Raw genomic sequence first — 25826 nt, 5'->3', positions numbered from 1 at the left:
GGTTCGTTATCTCTTGTCTGTTGTGCGTTCGGCATCTTCATTTTCAGGACATAAGGCATTGCGAACATCGTGTTCGAAGTAATCCAGTACACCGCCATTTTCAATTTTCTTGCGCAGAAGTGATTCCACGGCGATGGTTTCGCGGTCTGCGGCGACACGCTTGATCCGGTCACCCGAGGTCACACCCAACATTTCATATTCATGCAAGTGCTGGCGCACCATGGCCCAAAACCGAGCGGCTTTAAGCCTGTAAAAACGTTCCAGTAAGAAGGCGAGATCAGCCAGGTTAAAGACATAGACAGTGTCCATGAATAATTCTCTGAGCGCCTCGACTGAGGTCATTCGGAAGCCATCATTATCGGGAATAGACTCGAAAAACGGATCAACCGATGCCAAATCAGGCTCATTTTCCGGATCCGATAGAAAGTCAGGCACATATTCTGTATCTTCATGAAAATCACGAAGCACAATCTTTTCAGGCCAGCCATTGCGATGCACGAGGATTAGATTCTGCGAGTGCGCTTCAAAAGCAATGCCATGGTGAACCAGCATATGCCAGATCGGGATGAGCATGACTGCCAGCAGCTGATCCGTCCAGGCCTCGACACCATAATGCTCGATCCAATCGGCAATGAACGGCAAACCATCGGATTCAACCAGCATCAAGGCACTGAACGGCAATGCCCTTTCACCCTCAGCCAACTTACCCAAGACGCTTTCCCGAAACAGGCAGCCCACCTTGCCTTGCACAGCTTCGCTTTGTATCAACGCCTCAGCGGTCGCACCATCCTGACTGCCGGGCTCGTACAGGACACCCGCATACTCGCTCAACAGCATCAAACGCCGGGTTTGCTGCAGGTAGGGATCTCGGGCAACAATATCCTGCAGCCAGCTTGAGATAACCGGTGCAGAGCAAACAAAATGTTCCTGCAAATTACGATGGGATGAGGTGCACACGACATTCATTGGCAACTTGATGTTTGCCTTGGTCAAATCGGACATATTAATTAACGTGCGCAGCGATTGACTGGACTGATAAAAATCGCCGGCAGCACCCAGATCAATAAACTCTCCGGACGCGAGATACGATGACAACACGCTATCCTGAATAGCCTGGTACTGCCATGGATGCATGGGCACCAAGCCATAGTCTTCCCAGCTACCGCCCTGATTTACCAGACATGTGGATATGTCAGAAAAGACCTCTTCGCCTAATTCATGCTGCCAAAATAACGTCTCATGTTCTGGAAAATGGCGGCTGAGATCCCCATGCTTGACCGCGAACCAACGTAACTGGAACCGGTTTGCAGCTTCTGGCCCAAAACAGTGGTGATCATCGTAGCTAAACCCGGTTCTGGTTTTAAAACAAGGGTGATAAAGGTGCCCCTCAACGATCGCTGACTCCAGATCCTGAAAGGACAGCTTGCGGCGTGGAGACTTGAAATGGGTGAGATTTTTATCGTTCCACAGACAAAAATCGACCGTTTGCTTCAGCTCCCCAAACAGCCGTTGCTTCCCGTCTTCGTCCATATCAAGTGCATCCACCAGGTCAACCAGCGTGGTTGCGCGAAAGACCCCCTCTTCTTTTATTTTTATCGAGCCCTCCGCAATCCGGACGCGATCAAAAGCACGAATCGTCGCAAGACAACGGAATTCGCATTTTTGGATCTGGAATTCAAACACTTGATCAAATATCGCGTCATAACTTTCGTCGTTAACCGTGCCCGCCATTCGGGAGGTACTGGTGAACGATATAATTCTTTCAAACAGCAGCGCTTCAACAAACTGCCGGATTACACGCTGCTCTTGATTGCTCACACAAGCCGAGTCTGCCATAAAGTAGGACATGGCCAGATCAGCAGCACTGGTTGTGTCAGCATTCCCTTTCGTTTGCTCTTTAAGTACAGAATCATGCAACATTACAATCAACCTTTTTCTCATCCGCAGCCGTTGCGTGATCAACCGACTTATAAAGGGGATTCGGAATCGTGGTATAGACTGACCGTTCCATACCCTCATGCAACTCATCGATATCGTGTACCCGGGCCAGTAAATTGGTTTTAAAGGACAACCGGGGGGATTCCAGCATATATTCAACAAAGCCCTTGCCGACACTGCTTAGACGGGTATTCAAGTTCTCCAGAGACTGACTTACAAACTGAATCAACTCTGCCTCGTCAATCAAATTGTCAGCGCCCAAACGATAGATGACCGCAAACAACTGATTAAGAAATACGTAGTAGGCTATTGCCCCAAATACAGTGGCGTCGTCATAGTAGATGTCAGACATTGTGAGCAAATCATCAATCGCCATGAGTGACTTGCTGTAAGTTTTGGAAAGGTAAAATCCCTGGTTATCACGGTAGTAATAGGCACTGGGGTACCCACCGGAAACATCAAGCAAACTGTTTTGCTGATGTGCTTCGAGCGCGATTCCCTGCTGGTCATATAAAAGAATAATCGACTCGATGGCGCACTCCCAATACGCCGTAAACCAGTCCCGGGCGACCTCACGGGTTGAGCGACCCTCTTCACGCGCCAGGCCCTCGATGATTTGACACAACAGACTCCGGGTAAATACGCTGTCCTCCGTCTGAATCGGTTCCTGTACCAACGAAAGCACCGAACAAATGCCTTCACCAGCGTCCTGTTGAAACAGGTTACGGCGCAAGATAACCTCAAACCCCGACTCAACATCCTCTTCGCCAGGCAATTCAACCGTGATAAAGCCCGGATCATCGACGGATTTAAACACCGGACGAGAAAGCAGGAAGCCTGATTTACGCAAAAACTGGTCGACAGCCATGCCCGCCTCCAATTCATTACGCATATTTCTTCGCAACGAGTTGGTAATGCGGACCGGAATGGACAATTTATACATCCACTCCGAGTCTGCCCGGAATACGGTACGCACGGAGGATGTGGGGGTGTAGATCGGTCCCAACTCACCGAGATAGTCAATGCGCCCCTGTTTAATCAATGCTTGCACCGATGCTTTCAATAGCAACCACTGAGCCTGCAAAGGGTGAATCGGTACCAGCACATGGTCCGCTTTCAGCGTGATGGGCAATACCTGCTGGAGTTCGGATAAAATAATCTCGCTGGTCTGGGCATTGAGAACTGAACCTTCCCTGACCAAGGCTCGGTCTACAGAGAAGTAATGCAGGCAGAACCCTCCTTTTAATTCGGGACAATAGGTATCCTGCTCCCAAAAGGCGATGCCCTGACGACTCTTCGGTGTCGGGTGCAACCAATGACCAAATACCAGGGCTTGTTCAGATTCGATAAAGCGCAACCGGTTGAGTGAATCGTCTCCCTGGCGCTGTTCGATATATTTGGTCATGAGCTGCGCACTTTCAACGTACCTTGAGAGCAACTCGAGTTCATTTTTTTTGACTTTCTCAAGTACCGCAGGTGACAACGACTCAACGCCAATCTGCGCCAGTTGTTTCTTGTAGATTTCCCGAATCAACTGGAGAGATATGGTTAAAAAATCTGACTGACGCCACATCAGGCTTACGGCCTCATTACTCCTGACAAACACAGTCGCGAAGTGGTGTCGACCAACCAGTGACCGATACACAATCTCCAGAGCCACCCGCAGCCCTGAATGAGGTAAATTCAGCTCAATGATAAAGTGCCCTTCAAGTGACCGCTCTAGCTGATTGGTTTTGAGCCAGATGTCTGAGCCATACCATACGCCGGAATCAACCTCACGCAAATAACCGTTCACAAACGCCGTGAACGACGCCTTTTCTGCAGCTGCCAAGGGAGATAAATTCATAACCACCTAACTTTTTTCCAAACCAATCGTGCTTCATCCGAGATGTATCAACGGAGACCCACTTTAAATGCAAATAGATATCATTAACATCTAAATTACAACTGTTACACTTTGAAACTTTAAGGTGGGCGTCGGCAAAAACGGGAGCCCCCAAAGGGGGGGGCAAACCGTCATCAAAAAGGCTGAGATGCGACTGAGGTTGACTTCCAGGGTAAGCCAAAACGGTTCAAATCAGCCATGAAGGCATCCGGATCGAGTTGCTCCAAATTCCAGACCCCCGGCTTGAGCCAAGTTCCTTCAACCATCATTTTGGCACCGATCATGGCGGGAACCCCCGTTGTATAGGAGATTGCCTGGGATTTCACTTCCTCGAAACAGGCCTCGTGATTGCAAATGTTATAAATATATCGATGCACCAACTCACCATCTTTCAGACCACTGACAACACAGCCGATACAGGTTTGCCCTTTGGTACGGGGACCCAGACTGGCCGGGTCAGGCAGGAGTGATTTCAAAAATTGTAACGGCACAACCTGCGTACCGTTGTAATCAACCGGCTCAATGCCGATCATGCCGACATTGCGCAATACTTCCAGATGCTTGAGGTAATTGTCAGAAAAGCTCATCCAGAACTGTGCTTTTTTTAAGCTCGGGAAGTGGGCTGCCAGAGACTCAAGTTCTTCGTGGTACATACGATAGATCGCATATTCACCCACCCCCTCGGGACAGGTAAATCGTTGCGAGGCAGACATTGCTGGCGTGGTGACAAACGCCCCGCCCTCCCAATGTCGACAGTCTGCCGTGACTTCACGGATATTGATTTCCGGATTAAAGTTGGTTGCAAAGGGATGCCCGTGATCGCCACCATTTACATCAATAATATTGAGCTCATGGATTTCATCAAAGTAATGCTTGGCCGCATAGGCGGTAAAGACGTTTGTGACGCCTGGATCAAAACCCGACCCCAACAAGGCCATCAATCCTTTCTCACGAAACTTTTCCTGATAAGCCCACTGCCAACTGTACTCGAATCTGGCTTCGTCCCGGGGCTCATAATTGGCCGTATCCAGATAGTGGACTCCCGTTTCCAGGCAGGCATCCATAATCGTTAAATCCTGATAAGGCAATGCCACATTGATCACCAGAAACGGCTTTTCAGTATCAAACAACCGAATCAAAGCCTCAGTACTGTCGGCGTCGACCTGAGCCGTTCGAATACGCACCGACGGATGGCTCCGATTAACATCAGTCGCGATATCAATACATTTTTGTTCCGTACGACTCGCCAAAACAATGTCATCAAACACGCTGGATAATTCCGCACATTTATGTGCTACAACATTACCCACACCACCTGCACCAATGATGATTATTTTTGCCACTTTCTTTTTCCTCTTTGTCCGCTTTGCCGCATAGCAGGCTAACTACGATTTATGCTCGCACTAATGCTCAAAGTACGTATAACCCCGTAAACTCTCGTCAAACGCACCCAGAATTTCGCGACGGGTCTCAACGTTGATTTTGCCCGACCGTACAGCCTGTTCCACGGTGTCACGGAAGCGTTCCTGCAATATTCGCGGATCGTACTCAACATAACTGAGCACATCCGCAATACTGTCACCATGTATTTCCCGAACAAACTCAAATTCACCATCACCGGTAACCCGAACACTCACCACATTGCTATCACCAAAAAGGTTATGGAGGTCACTCAAAGTTTCCTGATAGGCTCCAACCAGAAACACCCCCAGGAAGTAATCTTTTCCTTCCTCGAGAGCATGTAGGGGAATCGTGTGCCGCTTACCAATAAAATTGTCCAATTTGCCATCACAATCACAGGTCAGATCCGCAATCATTGCTTCCCGCGTCGGCTGCTCCTGCAGTCGATGTACTGGCATCACCGGAAATACCTGTTTAATTGCCCAGGTATCCGGCAAAGACTGGAACACACTGAAATTGCCATAGTAGATATCCGCAAAGTCTTCGCGCAGATTAGTCAACTCTTTGGGTATTTGTTGCGTCGAGGCGGCCACCTCCTGAATTCGCTGGATGATCTCCAGAAACACGTTTTCGGCTACGGCCCGTGTTCTCAGGTCTGCCTGTCCCTGATTGAATTTGCGCCGAATTTCACTGCGGTAGAAATGGGCATCGTTGTAGCACTCCTGCACATTCTTCGGCGTGATGCATTCCAGTACATCGAGTAAATTCCGTAACTTCTCGTCGTAGTGCCCAGATTGCATATTGTCGGGGAGCAACCGGACGTTCTTCACTGGATCAAAGTTAGAGACTTCGAGCACATTGAACAGAAACAAACTGGAGTGGGCCACTGTAAATCGCCCCGATTCAGTCATCAGAACAGGATGCGCTACACCCTGCGGATCAAGGGTTTCCATAACGGCTTCGACAATATCAATACAGTATTCCGAGAGGGTATAGTTTTTACTGTGGGTATCGCATTGCGACACGCCCTCGTAATCAATAGCCAATCCCCCCCCAAGATCCAGGTGCCCCATTGCAGCCCCTTCTTTAATCAGGGAAATGTAATAACGGCAGGCTTCTTGAACGCCTTGTCGAATATTCTGGATATTGGGAATCTGTGACCCGAGATGGAAGTGCAGCATTTTTAGACAATCAAGCATTCCAGCCAGCTTCAAGCGTTCCACCACTTCCACAAGCTGAATGCTGGTCAAACCAAAAATACTGCGGTCACCACTGCTTGTTTTCCAGTGCCCGTCCACTGTTGAAGAAAGTTTAACGCGCACTCCAAGAATTGGCTGAACGCTTAGCTGTTGACTGCACCGAATAATAAGCTCAAGTTCACTCAGGGTCTCCAGCACAAAAAAGCAACGCCATCCCAATTGGACTGCCCGCAACCCAAGATTGATGAACTCTTCATCTTTGTATCCATTGCAGACGATATAGCGTTCTTCATCCGGGGAGCTGGCAAGCGCAATCATGAGCTCCGCCTTACTGCCTGCCTCCAGGCCATGATGATAGCGACGCCCAAATTTAACAATTTCCTCAACAACATGGCGCTGCTGGTTAACTTTAATCGGGAAAACGCCGCGATAAATACTTTGGTAGCTGGCCTGCTCTATGGCCTTGGTAAACGCTTCATTAATCATACGGACACGGTGGTCCAGGATATTTTCGATGCGCAGCAGTGCCGGCATTTCAAATCCGCGAGCTTTCATCCCGGCAATTATATCGGGCAGAGCAACCCGAACCTTTTCACCTTCTGCGGTGGTACAGGAAACGACGACATCCCCATTTTCAGAAATATCGAAATAATTTCGTCCCCATGCACGAATGCCGTAGGTCTCACTCGCATCATCGATATTCCAGTCATTGGACAGATAGGATTGCATGATGTAATTGATTCTCACATAGCTTCAGCACCCACCACCCACAGACAAACAATTCAAATTCGCCTGTGCTGTGATGGAGCTGAAGGGGTCTAAGTTTCGAGACGGGACTCTATATGAGAATGCTTATCATTACATTAAAAATTACTTTTGTTACAATTCACCTGATAACAGCAGGCATCACCAACCGACTCGGGGTATGTCGCACCATACAAACCAGAGCCAGAATAAACGTGACGCCCTCTGCCAGGGGAAAGGCGTAAAGGAACGCATTTCCGGACCAGACAACGTGGAACAGAACTGCAAAGAAAACAGGCAACGCCAGCGAACGGGATAAGGCCAGAGAAGAAGAATGAAACGCTTTTTCAGCCGACGTGAGGTACGCACAGACCAACACATTAAAACCATTAAAAACAAACAATGGCCAGATCAAATAAATAAACTCAGCCGCCAACGCCGCCACAGAAGCCGCACTGTCATTCAAAAAGAAGGCGATAATGTAGTCCTGAAAAACGAGCAAGACGGTCACCAACGCCAGGCTCAACACCGCTATCGATGTCGTTGCCAGTACCATGAAACGGGCCACTCGGTCGGTGCTGCCAGCGCCAAAGTTTTGACTCAACAGAACATGCATGGCATCCACAATGCCGTAATACACCATCAGACTGACAAAAATCAGATAGTTCACCACACTGAATGCAGCAATTCCTTCTGTACCCGACTGCTGATTGATAATCCAGTGTATGACCAGAACGACAATTCCGGCGGATATTTCGTTGATAAATTCCGAAAAACCGTTGTAAGCAGAGCGCCAGAGCTCGCTCCAGTTCTGGCGGACAATGCGCAGCTGCAGATTACGGTCTTTGAAAGAAAAATAACGCAACAAATAGAACAACTGAACACACTGCGCCAACAAGGTCGCCAATGCAGCCCCCTGAATGCCCCATTCAAAAACATAAATAAACAAACCATCAAGGGTTATATTGATTACCGCGCCAATCAACAATGCCTGCATGCCCAGTTCCGGGTGGTTATCAGCGCGCAAAAAGTAATAGAGTACCAACCCGCTCAACTGCACAACCATAGCAATACAGATGATGGAAAAATAATCCTGCATCATTGGAAACAGCGCCGGGTCAGCCCCCAAACCCGCAAACAGAAAGTCGGAAAACAGCAGCACTAGCGGGACAATCGCCAAATTCAGGAGCACAACAAAGGACAGGGTTTTACTGAAGATCTCGGAAGCCTGACGCCCCTCCCCCCTACCGATGGCAATACCCGCTTTTACCGAGCCCCCCACAGCAAGCATCAAGGCAATACCAAACAAGAGCGTAAAATACGGCATCAGCAGATTCACCGCAGCCAGAGCTTCTGCGCCAAGGTAGTTGCCGACAAAAAAACCGTCAATAACGCTCGCTGTGGAGATTGCGAGCAAGCTCAATACCGACGGGATAACAAAGCGAAAAAAAGTAACAACAATTGGGCCTTCGACCGGCCCCGACCTAGAAGAAATAGATGACATAGCACTCTTTAAATCAGGTTCGTTAGAGGTGAGTTGCTGGACTGGCAGACCAAGTCAGCTCCAGCCCATCCTGCGCTGCAAAACGATCAAAATGAGACTTAACCACCTCCATGAGCTCTTCAAGTTGCTCATCATCAGGAGCATCACACTGTACGCGCAAGCCACCCTCATCTACCTCCAGCAGGCACTTGCCAATACTGAAGACAATCACTCCGCGATCATCGCCCCATTCAGCATCCACCTTGTGGGAAAAGTGACGACACATACGATTAATATATTTTGCTGGCAGACTTGTAGCAACAAATGCCAGAGACTGGCAACACAGGGTTTCATTCATAAGAAATCTCCAAAAGACAAACTGGTATCTGAGAAAAAGCTGAAGTGGCGGCACCCGAAGCCAAGATCACAAGGGAGGCACAGCGTCAATTATCAAATAGTATTGATTTGTATTTTTATTATCAACTATAAATGATAATATTTATCATTATACTTTAGATAGAGATCGAAATGTGGACCCCGCAAAACTTTTAGTGATCGACGACGACCAATCCCTCAACAATCAATTGACAACCCTCCTGCGCAATCGCAGTTTTGATGTTCAGCAACAGTTTGACGGTGAACAGGGCTTACTCTGCGCGGTGCAAAAGAAATTCGATTTGATCCTTCTAGACGCAATGCTGCCAGATCGAGACGGATTTTCCGTTTTGCACCATGTGCGCAACAACAGCAATACACCCGTCATAATGCTGATGAATGACGGTACCGAGGCGGAGCGCATAAAGGGCCTGTCTATCGGCGCGGATGATTGTCTTCCCAAACCATTTAACCCGGAAGAACTAATGTTGCGCATCGATGCCATACTGAGGAGAACCGGAGTAATACAATCCCCTGTAAAATCTCAGCTCGAAATCCATACAAATGGCCTGAAACTCAACAAGCGAACACAATCAACCTATTACAGCGACCGGGAAATCACACTGACACCAACTCAATTCAAACTTTTATGGATGCTTGTCAGCAACCCGAACGAAATCCTCAGTAAGGCTTTTTTATACAAAACGATTCTGGAACGGGAATTCATACTCTACGACCGCAGCCTGGACATGCATATGAGCAGGGTACGCAAGAAGCTGGAGCAGGCCGGTATGCCCAAAGACCGACTGAAAACCATTCATGGTACTGGCTATTGCTTCTCTTGACCGTTCATTGGTAATAGAAACAGATTCTCTGCTGGTGAAATTCCTCTACCCGCATGGACATTTGATAAATGTCACTTAAAACCGCTGAGTCCATAATCTCTTCGGTTCGGCCTTGATGGGTGATACCGCCATTTTGCATCGCCACAATAAAATCGCAGTATACTGAAGCAAAGTTAATATCGTGCAAAACCATAATCACTCGCTTCTGACTCGTTTTCGCAGCTTTTTTCAGGGTTTTCATGATGGCAACCCCGTGCTTCATATCCAGGTTATTCAGCGGTTCATCGAGCAGAATATAGGGGGTGTCCTGAGCCAGAATCATAGCAATAAATGCCCGCTGCTTCTGCCCCCCAGAGAGCTGATCCAGATAGCGATGCCGGATTGAGTCCAATTCCAGCAACGTCAGACATTGCTGAATTTTTTCCCAGTCCGATTTCCCCGGGCGCCCCTTGTGATAGGGAAAGCGACCAAAACACACCAAATCTGCTACCGTTAACCGGGAGACAAGGTGGTTTTCCTGACGCAACAAAGAGAGCTGTTTTGCCACAGTGTTACCCGGGAGATCATGTAGATTTTTTCCATCAAGTAACACAATCCCTTCAGTGGGTGGCTGGAGACGAGACATCACGGATAACAGAGAAGACTTACCAGCACCGTTAGGCCCGATAATCGCCGTGAGCCCCGGCGCACCGATACTGGCATTAATGTCACCGAGCACGCAGTGCTGCCCCAACCTCAGGGACACATTTTTAAGTTGAATCATGCAAACCTCCGGTTGAGAACAAGTATCAGGAAAAACAAACCACCAATAAATTCGATCAGTATGCTGAGTCGCGTATTAAAACTGAACCCATGCTGCAAAATTACCTCACCGGCAACCAGACAAATCACACCAATGGTTACCGACATCGGAATCAGATACCGGTGCCGACTGGTTCCGGCAAGGTAATACGCCAGATTAACAACCAAAAGACCGAAAAACGTCACCGGCCCGACCAGCGCCGTCGCAACCGAAACCAAAACAGAGATCAATGCAAGAGTGAGCAACAGGAACGGCTTGTAACTAATCCCGAGATTCGTGGCGATAGGCTGCCCGAGTGCAACGGTGTCCAGCACGGCATGCATCCGAAAACAAAACAGGCATGTAATGGCGATCATAATGCCCGAGAGAATCAACAAGTGACTGTCGGCAGCATTGAAGCTGGCAAACAATGCATCCTGCAATACTGTAAACTCTGTTGGGTTCATCATGCGCTGAAGTAACGCCGAAAGGCTATGAAAAAAAACACCAAGAATCACGCCAACCAACACCAGCACGAACAGACTTTGCTGTTGCCGGTAAAGCACAAAAAGGTAAAGTGAACATAAGCTTCCGGTCATGACTGAGACTTCAATCAGCCATTTCCCGTAAACATTGAAATCACTGAATGCAAAACTTCCCAGCAGAAACACCATCGTGGTTTGAATTAACATGTAAAGTGAGTCAAACCCCATAATGGCGGGTGTCAAAATGCGATTCTGAGTCAGCGTCTGAAACAATAAGGACGCCACGGATATCGCAAAAGCGACAGCGAGCAGCGTCAACAGTTTTTTACCGCGAAACATCAGAGTAAATTCCCAACCGGCTTTGACATTCAAGGTCAAAAACAAGAGTACACTTAACACCGCGATTGCCACCGCGGCAGCAAGCCGCCCCGGAGGCGATGCAAAATAGGTCCGAAGGCGTTTACTTGAGCCTGAATTGATCAGACGGACGTCATTGAGCTCAAGATTGTCCATGGGGTTCTGACCTCAGTAGCAAATATAAAAAAAGCAGGCTGCCGATAACGCCCATAATTGTGCCAATTGGGATTTCGTAGGGGAACGTAATCAGGCGGGCAACGATATCGCAGAGTAAAATCAGAGCAGCTCCCGTGACAGCAACCCAAGGCAGAGCGTAACGCAGGTTGTCACCAACGATGAGACTCACCAAGTTCGGAACGACTAACCCCAAAAAAGGGATAACACCGACCGTCGCCACAGTAATCCCGGAAATCACCGAGACCAGCAGTATCCCCCATATAAATACCAGGGTGTAGTTTAGGCCCAGATTCTCGCTCATGTTCTTACCCAGCCCTGCCAGTGTAAATTGGTCCGCAGTAATGTAGGCAACGACCCCAAGACAGCCGGCAAACCACAACAATTCATAGCGTCCCTGGAGGACCATGGAAAAATCACCTTGAATCCAGACCCATATGGACTGCATCAATTCGGCCTGATCAGCCACAAAGGCGATAGCCGCACCAATCACTGCAGCATAAATCAAGCCGACCAGGGGTACGATGGCATCAGAACGGATATCAATGCGTTGTAACAACAGCATAAAGAGACCGGTTCCAAACAAGGCAAACAGACAGGCAACCACCATTTTAATGATGACACTCAACCCAGGGGCAAAAATCAAACAGAGCAAGAGTCCGAGACTGGCCCACTCCACAGTACCTGTAGTTGCAGGCTCAACGAATTTATTGCGGACCAGCATCTGCATGATCAAACCGGCGACCGAGAGCGAAATGCCCGCCAGAATCAGTGCTATGGTTCTTGGAATTCTAGACAGAGTCAGGATTTCAAGATCCTGATCCCCTTGATCGTTCACGCCGCCAAACCAATTCAATGGGTTGTGATCAATCTCCGTATTACCAACCACCAAACTGATGAATACGAGGGCCAGAATGACCAACCCTCCACCAATGGTGGCTCTAATCATTTTTGACTCACAGACTTTTGCAGTGCTTCCAACACCTCGGTAACGCTTTCATCCACGGCATTTAACCCTGCGGCAATCACATACCAATTCATTGGATTCAAATAAACAATCTGCCCCGATTGATAGGCCTGGGTACGCTTGATGATGGGATTATCCAGCAACGCTCGAGCCGCCCCTCGTGCAGAGCCAACAGCGGCATCACGATCCACCACAAAGAGCCACGCCGGATTCGCCTCGTGAATAAACTCGAATGAAACCGGGTCACCATGGGTTCCAATATTACTGGCTTGTTCAGGATCATCTGATGTCAATACGGAAGAAAAGCCTAACTCATAGTGCAACCAACCAAAGCGGGAACCGGGACCGTAAGCACTGATTTTCCCGCCATTGGTCAAGATAATTAACGCTTTACCCGCATCTTTGCTGAATGAACGAACCTGTGCAATCTTGTGCTCAATGCCCTTCAAGCGTTTCTCATAGAGCGATTGCCTGGCAAAAATTTTCGCCAATGTCGAACTTCGATCTTTGAATTGTTCAATAAAACCTTCACCCCAAACGGAGAGATCGATAGTCGGTGCAATGCTGTTCAACATTTTGAATGAGGGGGATGAGCGAGTGGCCACGATCACCAGGTCTGGCTCCAATGCAGCGACCGTTTCGTAATCTGGCTCAAACAGCGATCCGGCATTAACGTATGGTTTTCCGCTATATTTTGCCAAACGGTCATGGACGCTCTTGGTCGGTAACGCCAGAACATTCACATTCAGGGCGTCAAGAGTATCCAGACTTGCCAGGTCAAAAGTAACAACCCGCGAGGGTGTCTCGCTCAGACTGAGTTTGCCCTGGGCATGCTCAATCGAAACGGATCGGGTCTCATCCTGGCCATAAGCCTGTTGCCCCCAAATTAAAAATGTCATTACTGAGCACACAACCAACCAGCTATTCTTGATCATTTTAAGCCTCCATAACTTCATGTCGTTCTTCATGATATGCTTCTTCATTCAATTCATTGCGCCAGTATGGAACCGCATAGAGCCGATTGCTATCCACACCTTTGTTGCGAAAATAGTCTCTCAACAGAACCACACTATGATGCTCTCCCGCTAGGGTGATACTCACATTGCTGTAGTCGAGATTTAGCTGTTTCAGTTTGCCCAGGAGGGAGACTTCAGGATCAAAGGTTTGAGTAACGAAATGCCAGGTAATATTCACCTGCCTCAGGCAATCGATACCCAGTTCCACCGCAGATAAAGGGGCGTTTTCGGGTACTTCAATCAGCACGTAGACCGGAGTCCCCTCAGGTAGCTCATCCACAACGGCGGCTATCGCCGGTACAGCGGACAGATCGCCAACTAACAGAAACGATCCACTGAGCGAGTCGTAAAGCCGCTTCGGACCAGGCCCGGCAAAGCCCACCGAATCCCCCGGACTGGCCTGCGCTGCAAAATCACAAGCAATACCCGGGTGGTCATGCAATACGAAGTCAACCTCCAGTGAATTGAACTGACGAGAATAGCGACGGATCGAGTACGTTCTGGATACAGGCTTTTTGTGTTTCTCCGGCCACTGAACCCGATCGTCAACCAGCCTGGGCAATACCAATTCGGATTGATGAGACTGCTTGAAAAAAAGCTTGATATGAAGTCCGGCACTCTCATCTGGAATGCGCTGCAACCCCTCTCCCGTAAACGTAACCCGCTGGAAAAAAGGCGAAATCTGGGTACTGCTGACCACCGTCAGCAAGAGGGGTTCACTCATGGGAAACTCCTGTAAGGCACTCACAACCGGGATTTAACACTTGAAATGGTGATACCAATATGCCAAATAGCTAATATTAATGATAACAATTCCGCTAGTATAAATGATAATCATTTTATTTAAATAGTGTTTTTGCTTTTATATTTATAGACCCGATCACCAATAGCACTTTCAAGCCCCCAGAACCGAATAGCGCTCCTTACTCTTGGAGCGCAATATCACCTATTTTGTAGCAGGAGTAGATGCCAGGTTCTCACCTTCAAGCGGTGGTAAATGAGAGTGTGGAAGCCCCAACATGAGTTTCACATAGTTTGCACGATAATCCAATCCGAGTTGCTCATCTTTGGCTACACATTCTGGATTGGTGTAGGAGCCAAATAACTTATCCCAAAACGAGAAAATGAAACCGTAGTTGGAGTTTGTAAAACGAATATCAGCGCTATGATGAACAAAATGAAAGCGCGGAGTGACCAGTATTTTCTCAACAATAGCCGGGTAAGGCACACGAATATTTGAATGTATGCCATGTTGATTAATCAGGCCGATAATAAATACGGTCGTCAGTATCCATGAGTTTTCTGCAATGTCCGGCGGTAGAAAAAAAATGTTGCCCAATGTATAAGGTCCCATGGTCAGAACCAGATGCAGGGGAGTTCCCCGCAACCCAGACAACCACCAGATGTGCTTCGGCGTGTGGTGCCAGGCATGTTGTTGCCAGCCAAGCTTGGTCGTATGCATCAAACGATGTGTCCAGTAAGCGAAAAAGTCCCCCAATAGTAACGTTCCCAAAAGCAATCCGAATAACGGCAGTGGCGCGATAATTTCATACCAGACTTCAAGTACAGGCACGACGGTTAAAGTAGACACAAGCCAGGCACCGACAATCTCACCGTAGAGCACAACGCAAATGCTGGCAAAAAGCATCGCTACAATATCCCAGATAACCTCACGGGGTGATTCCTGCTCACGAAATGGAAACCAGTGGGACAAAAGCTGGAAGACAATACCAGCGGCAACCAACCTGACAACATCGTCAAAAACCCATTCAAAGAATGGCAGGGGAAAAATATCCATTGTGAGACCTCCTCGTGCTCCTAAGCTCTATTTTTTCGATTCAATGATTGCCTGGCGTGCAACGAAGGTACGACACGTATCGCCGGACCCGTTATCGTGCCGCTCTGAAAGGGTCCCGCCAGACGCAAATTAAAATGGAAAAATTGGAATGTGAGAGCATTGCATAATACTCTCCAAGCATTCATTATTTGGCCGTGCCGTTTTTTCAACGTATTTTTATAACGAAAAAACTTATCGCCAAAAATTGAAGTTACACAATTTACAATCACCGCCATCCGTCTTTTCGCCTTTCTGGCGGGCAATTTTTCGAGGTCGAGATACTGGGCTATACTTTCCTTCAGCCTGTGGGCAATCAAAAACAATAAAGTCGAAGTAGTGATCAATGAATCGGATTCTAACGCCGTTGGGCTATCATAATATCTCGGAACTCTACAACAGCGGCTCCACCTGCGTTCTCAAAGCCATTCGTTCACGGGACAAAACACCGGTTATTTTACGCACCTTCAGTGTCCACCCTACACCCGCCCAACTTGCCCGGCTTTTTTTCAGCCATGAGATCTTGAACAAGTTCGACCATGGGAATATCGTAAAAACCCTTGAGTGGATTGAAGCTGATCCCTGGCCCATCATGGAATTGGAAGATCTGGATGCAATTGATCTACGCCATTTCAGCGAACGTTTTCCGAATCAACAATTACCACTGGATTTATTTATAAACATTGCACTGCAACTGGCGGAAGCGCTAGCGGTGGTGCACCATGCCCAGGTAATTCACAAAGACCTGCATCCCGGTAATATCGTTATCAATCCAGACACGCAACGGGTGCAACTCATCGATTTTGGCCTGTCATCATTGTTAAGCCGGGAACAACCCGCACTGGCCCCACCGGAAAACCTTGAAGGCGTGTTAGCCTATATTTCACCGGAACAAACCGGCCGGATGAACCGGGCACTGGATTACCGAACCGATTTCTATTCACTTGGTGTTACATTTTATCAGCTCCTGACCGGGACCTTACCGTTTCATGCTGAAGACGCAATGGGGTTGGTGCATGCACACATCGCCATGACACCACCGGCGGTGCATGAACTGCGCTCAGATATCCCGGAATGCGTTTCCCGCATTATCGAACGGCTGATGGCAAAAACAGCCGAGAAACGTTACCAAAGTGCATCGGGACTGGCACAGGATCTTACGATTTGTCGTCGCTACGTGATCGCAGGCGAACCGATTCCCGAGATCACACTGGGCTTGAATGATGTCTCCGATCGATTACAAATATCCCAGGTACTCTACGGTCGGGATAAAGAAATCGAACAATTAATGTCGAGCTTTTACCAGGTCTCACAGGGTCATCCACAGCTCTTCACCGTGACCGGGAATGCGGGTATCGGAAAGTCCGCACTGATCCATGAAATTCACAAGCCCATCGCCGCCCACAACGGTATTTTTATCAGTGGAAAATTTGATCAGTTTCAGAAAAATGTCCCCTACTCGGCTCTTAAGCAGGCTTTCAGTGGCTGGATCCAGTATGCGCTGTCCCTCAAAGATATCGCGCTGATGTCTTTGCGGGAAAAGCTGAAACAGGAACTGGGTGCAAATGCCCGGGTGCTGGTGGATTTTCTGGATGAATTTCGTCTGCTGTTGGGTGACCTTGCTCCCTTGAAAGCAGTTGGGCCTCAAGAGAATCAAAATCGTTTCCAGCTTGTCATGCAGCGATTTATTCAGCTGATCACCGATGAGCGCCCGCTGGTCATGTTTATTGATGATGTGCAATGGGCTGATCGGGGCACGTTGAGCCTGTTGCCAGTATTGATGGGTACGGATCTGGATGGTCTTGAGTCACGTTTGTTGTTGTTAATGGCTTATCGTGATAATGAAGTCGATGCAACCCACCCCGCGATCCTCACAATCAACAAAATTCAAGAGCAGCTTACCAGCCTTTCACAGAAATCAACCGTTCGCACACTCAATCTCAAACCACTCCCGGTGCTCCAAGTAAAGCGTCTACTTGGCGATGCCTTGCATCAAGCACCGGAGAGCGTGCAACCTCTGGCCGAGCTGACACTGAAAAAGACCGCCGGAAACCCGTTCTTCATCAACGAATTTCTGAAAACACTCTACAGCAAAGGGCTGTTGCATTTTAACCTTGCACGACAGCAGTGGGACTGGGATCTCGATACCATCAACGCCGAGGGGATTACCAATAACGTGGTGGAACTCATGCTGGAGAAAATGCGCCAGCTTCCCGATGAAACCCAACGACTTCTGCAACGTGCTGCTTGTATTGGTAGTTTGTTTGACCTGCAAACATTAAGCATTATCTGTGAACAGCCTTTCAATCAGGTCGCCAAGCAGCTTTGGCCTGCCTTGAAAGAAGGCTTGTTACTGCAGGAGGGAGGCGACTGGCTGCCCGGTATGAGTGAAGGAAAAACGGCCACACAATTGGCAGACACCGCGCTCAACCTATCTACTCGGGCGTCACCGTTAGTGCCACACTGCCGCTTTTTACATGACCGAATGCTGCAAGCAGCTTACCAATCGCTGACCGAAGCGGAACAACAGGAAACCCACTATTCAATCGGCCGATTGCTACTCCAGCACAGCGATGACAAAGAGCTGGAACAGCAACGCTTTGCCGTTACGGAACAACTGAACAAAGGCCGTCGCTTAATCGCCGACAGTCATGAGAAGCTTGCACTGGCGGAACTCAATACCGCCGCAGCGCGAAAGGCCTATAATGCCAGTGTTTGGGATGCAGCAGCCAAATATGCATCTGTTGGCCTGGAACTCCTGCCGGATCAGCACTGGAATACACATCACAGCTTGAGTTTCGAGTTGATGAGTATTCTCACCGAGTGTGAATTCCTGCTGGGTCACACCGACAAAGCAGACCAACACTATACCCTGCTGTTAAGCCAGTGCCGAGACCCCATAACCCAGGCACGCCTGTACGCCCAACGATTATCACAGCTCATCGCCATTGCCCGCTGGAGTGAAGCAATCACCCTCGGTTTGAAGGGGTTGACGCTACTGGGTGTCCAGATTCACAACCCCGAGCAAGGCGACAACAGTGCTCTGACGGAGCTTGAGCAAAAATTCCAGACTTTAACCGCAACAGACGGGCTCGATGCGTTCCTGAATTTACCTGACATCACCGAAGAAACTGAACTGCTGATTATGCAGATTTTACCCAACCTGGCGCAAAGCTGTTATATTCTGGGTAATCTCGACCTTTTCAACACGCTTATTCTGACCGGCCTCAACCGTATACTGGAGTTTGGCAAATCAGAATTTACCCCCGTATTGCTTTCCTGTCGTCTGATTATGCTGCGAGGCCAGTTCCGGTATCGGGAATCTTACCTGGCGGCACACACAATCAACCGGGTGCTGGCAGAGTATCCAGCCTGCCGTGAAATTTCCAACAGCCTGAACGTCATCGCCAGCCATGGCTTGTATTTGCATGCGCCGTACCATCAAGCCATTGCCATGCATCACCGGGGCTACGAACTGGGCCTGGAAAATGGTGAAATCAGTCGTGCCATTATCAATCTCAGTAATTCATTGTTTCTGCAGTTTGGTCAGGGTCAGCCTTTAAAAAAAGTTCACACCGACGCCTTGAATTGTCGTCGAGCCGCACACCGGCAAGGTATGGTTTACCCTGTGCCGACCATATTCAGCCGCTTAACCGCTGTTTTACTCAATAGTGAGAATACCAGCACCCATGACCTGGATGATCATTTTCTGAGTGAGCGGTTAAAAAAAGCGATTTACTCCAGTTTTCACATCACCTATTTGCACCATGCCCGCGCACAACTGGCGTTCTGGAATGAAGATCTGAAAGGCGCGCTGTACCATTGCCATCAATTGCAGACACTGATGGACATCACACCTGGAAACTGTTTTTCAATCGATCATCTGGGACTTTATCCCCTGCTGCTTTGTGATGCGCTTTCGTCCAACTCTCCAGCATTGCTGGGCGAGCAGGGGGTAATGAGCGTCGAGACAGCAGAAGCCCATCTCGACTTCTGCGTGCGACATCTCAAATCGCTGAGTGATTACTATGCCGCCAATTTCGAACACAAATATCTGCTTGTCCTGGCGGAAGTTGAACGGCGGCGGGGCAAACCGCTTGAAGTATTGTTGCAGCACTATAAAACAGCAATTCAATCGGCAAAAACCAACGGCTTCACCCATTTTGCTGCACTTGCCAGTGAACGCCTTGCCGATTGCCTGATCAGCAAAGATGCAGAATGGCTCGCGGTCAACCTGCTGCAAGACGCGATGACGCTCTATGAGTACTGGGGCTGTGAAATCAAACTCGAAAAACTCAAGTCCCGCCACCAGCACCTATTGGCGCGGAAAATGCCCATTAGCTCGACCAGCACTACGACCAGTACATCGGAGTCCAGAGTTTATCAATTAGACATGACCTCGGTTATGAAGTCAGCCCAAGCGATTTCCAGTGAGTTGACCCTGAGTGACCTGCTCAACAAAGTGATGCGGGTGATTCTGGAAAATGCCGGGGCACAGGCTGGTGCTCTGATTATGGGGCAACCCAGAGATGCGCGAATACAGGCTTATTTGCGACTGGATAAATCCGATTCAGCACAAACCCTGCAAACGGCCCTAAACGATGCGGATCACCTGCCCAAATCCATCATAAACTATGTGTTGAGAACAGATAAGCTGGTTCTACTGCAGGCGCACACGGGTAATCACAGTTTCATGGATGACCCCTATCTCCAGAGTCGCCGCCCGGAATCGTTGCTGTGTATTCCCGTCGACTATCGGGATCAGCAAGTTGGTGCACTGTATCTGGAGAATACGCTGACCCCCGACGCGTTTAATCAGGAACGTCTCGATGTGATCAAACTACTGGTTTCTCAAGCGGCGATATCACTGGAAAATGCCCGTTTATTTGCCGAAGTCCGTAACCTGAACCAAGGGCTGGAACACAAAGTCGCCGCTCGCACTGCAGACCTCGCCAGAGCCAACCGTGAGTTGGCCACGGCAAACCGGGAACTGGATGCGTTCACTCGCACGGTATCCCATGATCTTCGCTCGCCCATCCGAACCATACGGGGATTTTGCGAGGCATTAATTGAAGATTGTGAGGTTGGTTTGGGAACGGAAGGCATGGACTACGCCCAACGTATCATGAAAGGCAGTGAACGCGCCGCAGACTTGATCAACGGTTTGCTGGAGCTGTCCCGAGTCCAAACCCATCAATTGCAACGTGCTCCGGTGTTCTTGAGTGAGATGGCGGAGGATATTATCCGCGATTTGCAACACAAGCACCCGGAACAAAGCACCAACCTGTCCATCTGTCCCGGCATAATTGTGCAAGGTGACCGGAAAATGCTGTATTCGGCGTTGGAGAATCTGCTCAGTAACGCCTGGAAGTATTCCTCCAAAAAGCCGGTTTCGGAAATCACACTCGGTAAAAAACAGGATGCCACGCACACCATTTATTACATCCGAGACAATGGTGCGGGGTTTGATATGGACAAGGCCGATGCCCTGTTTGCCACCTTTCAGCGCCTCCACACCTCGGACGAATTTCCCGGTACCGGAATCGGACTGGCTACAGTACAACGCATCATTCAAAAACACGGTGGTGAAATCTGGGCCAAGTCCAGTCCGGAACAAGGGGCCACTTTCTTCTTTACCATCCCGGACCAAGCTCCGGTTTACTGATAAATCATATGACCAATAACATACCCGCAAGGCGTTCTCTCACGTTTTACGCCATCAGTTTACTGTTTACCACCATTCTGATTGGTGGGCTGCTGATGCTGTTAATTGATTTTAAATCGTTGCTTGTCTTCAAGTTAAAGATGGACAAAATGATGGATATTACCCTCAGTGGTGATATTCCATTTGAAGTCAACATCCAGAAGGACTTCGATATCAACCTCAACGATAAACTACAGGCAATTGTTGAGGTGAAACAGGCACTGGACATCTCGCTCAATGAACAATTGCTTATCCCGCTGGAATTAAATCTACAAGTCCCCATCGATACTGCAGTTCAGGTCCAACAGGATCTGAATATCGATATGAATGTGCCCATCGAACTGACCCTGACTGAAAAAGAATTGAATCTGGGTACATTGCAAATCCCCATTAACCAACCCGTCTTGATTCAGGAAACCATCGAAGCGGAGGTGATTGTGCCGCTGGACACGGACGTGGAAACCTTCGCCGGTGTAAAAGTTCCAGTAAAAGCGGATATTCCGGTCAAGATCAAAGTCCCCATAAACCAGTACTTCAATATCAAAGAAAATCTCGCCGTGAAGGTCGGCTCATTCAGCGCCCCCTTGAAAGCAGTCATACCGATCAAAACCACCCTGCCATTCAACGAAAAAATCAATGTGAAGGGCAACATCAGCGTTCCTGTGAAAGAAACCATACCGGTGACCCTTCAACAAGTGATTCGTGCTCCGGTAAATGCCACTTTTCCGGTTCAGGTCACGGTGGCAGATACCTTACCGGTATCGCTCAATACCGATATTTCTTCAACGGTAACCATTTCTCGAAAAGTGCCCGTGCAGCTGGACAGCAGCCTGGAAATATCGGCCCGGAATATTGAAGGTTTTGGTGAGGCTCAACAGTAATTGGTCACAAGAAGGTCAGAGGCAAGACATCCTGTCATTCTCTGCTAAGCTCGAAAGAGGAGTACCTGCGTTGATCAATTAACCTCGAGGACACCACAACCATGACTCATCCAATATGGCAATCCAGACTATTGCCTCTGGCCAGCCTGTCCCTGCTCTGCTCTGGATCGATATCTGCAGCCGAACAGGTCGGCTCGTTTGCGTTTCTGGGGAACAATGAATCTTTTGCGGTCAGTGACGCGCAACAACTGGCCATCTGGGGCGGGAGTGGCAGTGAAACCCTTCTGATTTCCGGCACGCCCGTTTTGCAAGTCGACGCCAACGTCGAACGAATAGAATTTCCGAACGCGCTTGCAGACTACACCTTTGCGATCCAGGGCACTCAAATTTCTATACTGTCGGGGGCCACTGCGGTTGTTTCGCTTTATGGTTTGAACGGTGACCTTACTTTGGTGTTTGCCGATGGCGCAGCGCCCTTGCAACTCAGTGGTTTAAACAGTGCCAATCTGGGGGACGCAGCACTCAGCACAACGGCAGGGAGTCTGACTGCTACACTTAACACACAGATTACCTCATCGACAGCAGGTGGGGGTTCCGGCACAAGTAATGCGCTTTACGATTCATGGGTTCTGAACACCGACAATGAGCGTGCTCGCCACATTGCCGATGACAGCGGGCAAAAGGTACTGGTCAATATTCAGTCCGTTACTCAGGTCAGTGACAGCACAGGGGACTATGCGCAGGTCAGCGCAACCGGCATTCCTGACTACGTTGTCTCAGCATCTCAAGACCTGGTAACCTGGTTAAACAGCCGCCCCAAAGCCAGCTCTGACTTTATCGGTGGTGCCACGACGATCAGTGCCGGTGACGAAATTCAGTTCGGACAAAACATTGGCTACGACAGTACCAATCAAATGAGCGAATGTGGTCAGAACGAAGGCTTTGGTTACTGGCCTCCCGGCCCGGTTTGCCCCGAAGATACGAGTAAAGTAGGACTGTTTCCCGAGAGCCCGGAAATCAACGCTGATGACTGTGACACTGGCTTGAGCGCCATAGGCTATGCGATCAACGGGGTATCCATGTATGGCTGGAGTGACGGGCAGAGTTACAACAGCGAAGGTGCCTGGCAATCTCTGGCCCCCCTTGCGGAGGTGTACGATGTCGACATCTGTGGCGGTCATGCCGCAAATGGTGATTATCACCACCACTTTTATTCAGCCTGTTGGGCAGAAACTGCGGGGGATACGGGCACGGGTCATTCCCCGGTCTATGGTTTTGCTGCCGATGGTTACCCGGTGTATGGCCCGTGGCATGATACCGGTGTAATTGCACAATCCTGCTGGAAAGTACGTGACTTTACGGCCGGATCCGCCACGGGTTGCGACGGAGACGGCGTCAGAAACTGTGTCATGGTCGATCAATATGATCCCACAGCGGGTGTCACCGGCGCGGATGCAGAGGGCCCGACCACCTCCGGTACCTATACCAGCCTCTCCGGTAACACATTTGATACCACTGCGGGTTTCTTCTTTGAAGATTATTACTATGACTCCAGCTGCAGCAGCGAAGGCGAGGCGATGCTGGATCAGTACAATGGCCATGAACATGACGACCTGGGCTATCACTACCATGTAACCATAACCAGTGCCAACGATACGACACCTGCATTCCCGTACATGTCCGGCCCCCGATTCCGCGGTAAACTGCAAAGTAATGCCATTACGTCATGCAGTACCGGGATTCCCAATGGCGGCGGCAACGAAGGCGGCGGTGGTAATGACGGCGGCGGTGGCGGTACTCAGCCCCCTCCTCGATAACATTCAGGCCCAACTCGACAGCATTCAGCCCCTCGTCGATAACAGATAGCCCGCAGTGACCTGCCCAAAGCGACTCCCCGACAAGCTCGGGGATCGCCAAGCCCACACTGTTTTTTCATATCAATCTAATATTTCGATTGTTTTAACCTCAAAATATCCACCTTTAAACAATATTTTAGATATTAAAATTCCCATATCAAGTTTGGTTATAATTCTAGGCGACTGGAGCTGGTTATGGGTTTATTGGTGCAAGGTAAGTGGCAGGACAAATGGTACAACACCGGATCCGACGGTGATTTCAAGCGCGAAGCGGCACAGCTACGAAACTGGATTACTGCGGATGGCTCAGCAGGGCCTTCTGGACAGGCAGGCTTTCAAGCAGAGTCCGGGCGCTACCATCTCTATGTGTCTCTGGCGTGTCCATGGGCGCACCGGACACTGATTTTCAGAAAACTGAAAGGGTTAGAGAGCCATATCGGTGTCTCGGTCGTCAGTACCGACATGCTGGATCAAGGCTGGTCTTTTGACTCACAAACCGGTAGCACTGGCGACTCACTCTACGGTCTGCATCATCTGCACGAGCTTTACACCCGGAACCAGTCCAACTATAGCGGCCGGGTCACTGTTCCAGTACTTTGGGATAAAACGCGCGAAACCATCGTCAACAATGAGTCATCTGAAATTATCCGCATGTTCAATAGCGCGTTTAATCACATCACCGGAAACCACGACGATTACTACCCGGAATCACACAGAACAGCGATTGATGCAGTGAACGACGATGTATACAGCAACATTAACAATGGCGTATATCGCTGTGGCTTTGCAACCTCGCAAACCGCTTATGAACAGGCCTACACAAATTTGTTTGCAGCGCTGGCACGCATGGAACATCGGCTTGGTCAACACCGATACCTGACCGGTGATCAGATTACAGAAGCCGACTGGCGCTTGTTCACCACCTTGATTCGTTTCGATTCTGTGTACTACGGCCATTTCAAATGCAACCAGGCACAAATTGAGTCGTACCCGAATTTATCCCATTATCTCAGGGAGCTTTATCAATGGTCGGGGGTCAGCGACACCATCGACTTTGATCAGATTAAACGTCACTATTACTTCAGCCATACGACGATTAATCCGACCCAAATCGTGCCGCTTGGACCCAGACTCGACTATCAACGCCCACACAATCGAGAGACCTTGCTTCAAGCGTAGTCGTATTCACCACCCACTTCCAGCGCCTTTTGATAGGCGGGGCGACTCTGGAACTGTTTAACGTACCGGACAATGTTGGGGTACTCCGCCCCGACGGTACCACGCGCAACCGCCGCTTCCAGCGGAAAGCTCATTTGAAAATCCGCACCGGAAAGCGCATCACCCGCCAACCAGCTGTGTTGAGCCAGGTAATCGTTAACGTAACCCATGTGCGTTTTGATTTGTGGCCCGATAAATCGCTTGTTGGTTTCCTTTACAATTTTGCCAATTATCGGTTTCACGAAGAACGGCGCCGGATTTTCTTTCACTTTTTCGAAAACCAGCCGAAGTAGAAGCGGTGGCATGAGTGAGCCTTCTGCGTAGTGCATCCAGAAAACGTATTGCCAATAATCAGCACTGTCCGGCCGGGGCTTGAACTGACCATTCCCGTGGGTCTGAATCAGGTATTCAATAATCGCCCCGGACTCGGCGAGGGTAACATCCCCTTCCGTTATCACCGGCGACTTGCCCAGCGGGTGCACTTTTTTCAAACTGGGGGGCGCAAGAATCGTAACCGGGTCGCGCTCGTAGCGCTGCAACTTATACTCCAGGCCCAACTCTTCGAGCAACCAGAGTATTCGTTGCGAGCGACTGTTATTAAGGTGATGCAGAACGATCATAAACTCTCCAAAGATTGACAAACCCGCGTTACTGGTAAGATTTAAATGTATTCACTGTAAACA

At 49.2% G+C, this 25826-nt stretch carries 18 protein-coding genes; 5 read left to right on the top strand and 13 right to left on the bottom strand.

Going from position 1 to position 25826, the window contains the following annotated elements; translation table 11 throughout:
- Positions 1 to 6: 6 nt before the first annotated feature.
- The 6 genes from OLMES_RS02600 to OLMES_RS02575 form a co-directional block, all read right to left on the bottom strand.
- Entirely contained in the window at positions 7 to 1920 is a 1914-nt protein-coding gene (locus OLMES_RS02600) for an IucA/IucC family protein (RefSeq protein ID WP_198343198.1), read from the bottom strand.
- On the bottom strand, positions 1910 to 3784 hold the full coding sequence (locus OLMES_RS02595) for an IucA/IucC family protein (RefSeq protein WP_087459816.1): 1875 nt from the start codon (positions 3782 to 3784) through the stop codon (positions 1910 to 1912). Before OLMES_RS02595 ends, OLMES_RS02600 begins: the two co-directional genes overlap by 11 nt.
- 173 nt (positions 3785 to 3957) lie before the next feature.
- Complete coding sequence (locus OLMES_RS02590) at positions 3958 to 5166, bottom strand: saccharopine dehydrogenase family protein (protein ID WP_087459815.1); 1209 nt, start codon at positions 5164 to 5166, stop codon at positions 3958 to 3960.
- Between the two features lie 60 nt (positions 5167 to 5226).
- Positions 5227 to 7170, bottom strand: a complete 1944-nt coding sequence (gene speA / locus OLMES_RS02585) for a biosynthetic arginine decarboxylase (RefSeq protein WP_232465250.1) — start codon at positions 7168 to 7170, stop codon at positions 5227 to 5229.
- 139 nt (positions 7171 to 7309) lie between these two features.
- Complete coding sequence (locus tag OLMES_RS02580; protein WP_087459813.1) at positions 7310 to 8671, bottom strand: MATE family efflux transporter; 1362 nt, start codon at positions 8669 to 8671, stop codon at positions 7310 to 7312.
- 22 nt (positions 8672 to 8693) lie between these two features.
- Positions 8694 to 9008, bottom strand: a complete 315-nt coding sequence (locus tag OLMES_RS02575) for a DUF2218 domain-containing protein (protein WP_087459812.1) — start codon at positions 9006 to 9008, stop codon at positions 8694 to 8696.
- Between the two features lie 172 nt (positions 9009 to 9180).
- Here OLMES_RS02575 and OLMES_RS02570 point away from each other — a divergent pair, with 172 nt between their 5' ends.
- Positions 9181 to 9870: a response regulator transcription factor gene (locus OLMES_RS02570; RefSeq protein ID WP_087459811.1), complete on the top strand. Its 690-nt coding sequence runs from the start codon at positions 9181 to 9183 to the stop codon at positions 9868 to 9870.
- Positions 9871 to 9874: 4 nt separating this feature from the next.
- On the opposite strand, the gene OLMES_RS02565 is transcribed toward OLMES_RS02570, so the two are convergent.
- From OLMES_RS02565 to OLMES_RS02540, 6 genes are all read right to left on the bottom strand, one after another.
- Positions 9875 to 10633, bottom strand: coding sequence for an iron ABC transporter ATP-binding protein (locus OLMES_RS02565; RefSeq protein WP_087459810.1), 759 nt, complete (start codon positions 10631 to 10633; stop codon positions 9875 to 9877).
- Entirely contained in the window at positions 10630 to 11649 is a 1020-nt protein-coding gene (locus OLMES_RS02560) for an iron chelate uptake ABC transporter family permease subunit (protein ID WP_087459809.1), read from the bottom strand. The genes OLMES_RS02565 and OLMES_RS02560 overlap by 4 nt, the downstream gene beginning before the upstream one ends.
- Entirely contained in the window at positions 11636 to 12616 is a 981-nt protein-coding gene (locus OLMES_RS02555) for an ABC transporter permease (RefSeq protein WP_087459808.1), read from the bottom strand. The genes OLMES_RS02560 and OLMES_RS02555 overlap by 14 nt, the downstream gene beginning before the upstream one ends.
- Entirely contained in the window at positions 12613 to 13569 is a 957-nt protein-coding gene (locus OLMES_RS02550) for a siderophore ABC transporter substrate-binding protein (RefSeq protein ID WP_198343197.1), read from the bottom strand. Before OLMES_RS02550 ends, OLMES_RS02555 begins: the two co-directional genes overlap by 4 nt.
- 1 nt (position 13570) lies before the next feature.
- Entirely contained in the window at positions 13571 to 14374 is an 804-nt protein-coding gene (locus OLMES_RS02545) for a siderophore-interacting protein (protein ID WP_087459807.1), read from the bottom strand.
- Positions 14375 to 14596: 222 nt separating this feature from the next.
- Positions 14597 to 15448, bottom strand: a complete 852-nt coding sequence (locus OLMES_RS02540; RefSeq protein WP_087459806.1) for a sterol desaturase family protein — start codon at positions 15446 to 15448, stop codon at positions 14597 to 14599.
- A 382-nt stretch (positions 15449 to 15830) separates the two neighbouring features.
- Here OLMES_RS02540 and OLMES_RS02530 point away from each other — a divergent pair, with 382 nt between their 5' ends.
- The 4 genes from OLMES_RS02530 (at position 15831) to OLMES_RS02515 (ending at position 25104) form a co-directional block, all read left to right on the top strand.
- Complete coding sequence (locus OLMES_RS02530) at positions 15831 to 21149, top strand: AAA family ATPase (protein WP_087459804.1); 5319 nt, start codon at positions 15831 to 15833, stop codon at positions 21147 to 21149.
- 8 nt (positions 21150 to 21157) lie between these two features.
- Positions 21158 to 22069: a hypothetical protein gene (locus tag OLMES_RS02525; RefSeq protein WP_087459803.1), complete on the top strand. Its 912-nt coding sequence runs from the start codon at positions 21158 to 21160 to the stop codon at positions 22067 to 22069.
- A 101-nt stretch (positions 22070 to 22170) separates the two neighbouring features.
- Complete coding sequence (locus OLMES_RS02520; protein WP_087459802.1) at positions 22171 to 23886, top strand: YHYH protein; 1716 nt, start codon at positions 22171 to 22173, stop codon at positions 23884 to 23886.
- 234 nt (positions 23887 to 24120) lie between these two features.
- Positions 24121 to 25104, top strand: a complete 984-nt coding sequence (locus OLMES_RS02515; protein ID WP_087459801.1) for a glutathione S-transferase family protein — start codon at positions 24121 to 24123, stop codon at positions 25102 to 25104.
- Here OLMES_RS02515 and OLMES_RS02510 read toward each other — a convergent pair.
- Positions 25095 to 25763 carry a glutathione S-transferase gene (locus tag OLMES_RS02510; RefSeq protein ID WP_087459800.1) on the bottom strand — a complete coding sequence of 223 codons (669 nt, stop codon included), beginning with the start codon at positions 25761 to 25763 and terminating at the stop codon, positions 25095 to 25097. The two genes, OLMES_RS02515 and OLMES_RS02510, sit on opposite strands and share 10 nt — an antisense overlap.
- Positions 25764 to 25826: the final 63 nt, after the last annotated feature.

The organism is Oleiphilus messinensis (assembly GCF_002162375.1).
Taxonomy (GTDB): domain Bacteria; phylum Pseudomonadota; class Gammaproteobacteria; order Pseudomonadales; family Oleiphilaceae; genus Oleiphilus; species Oleiphilus messinensis.
The sequence above is the reverse complement of the archived record's forward strand: the minus strand, read 5'-3'. Positions and strand labels throughout refer to the sequence as shown.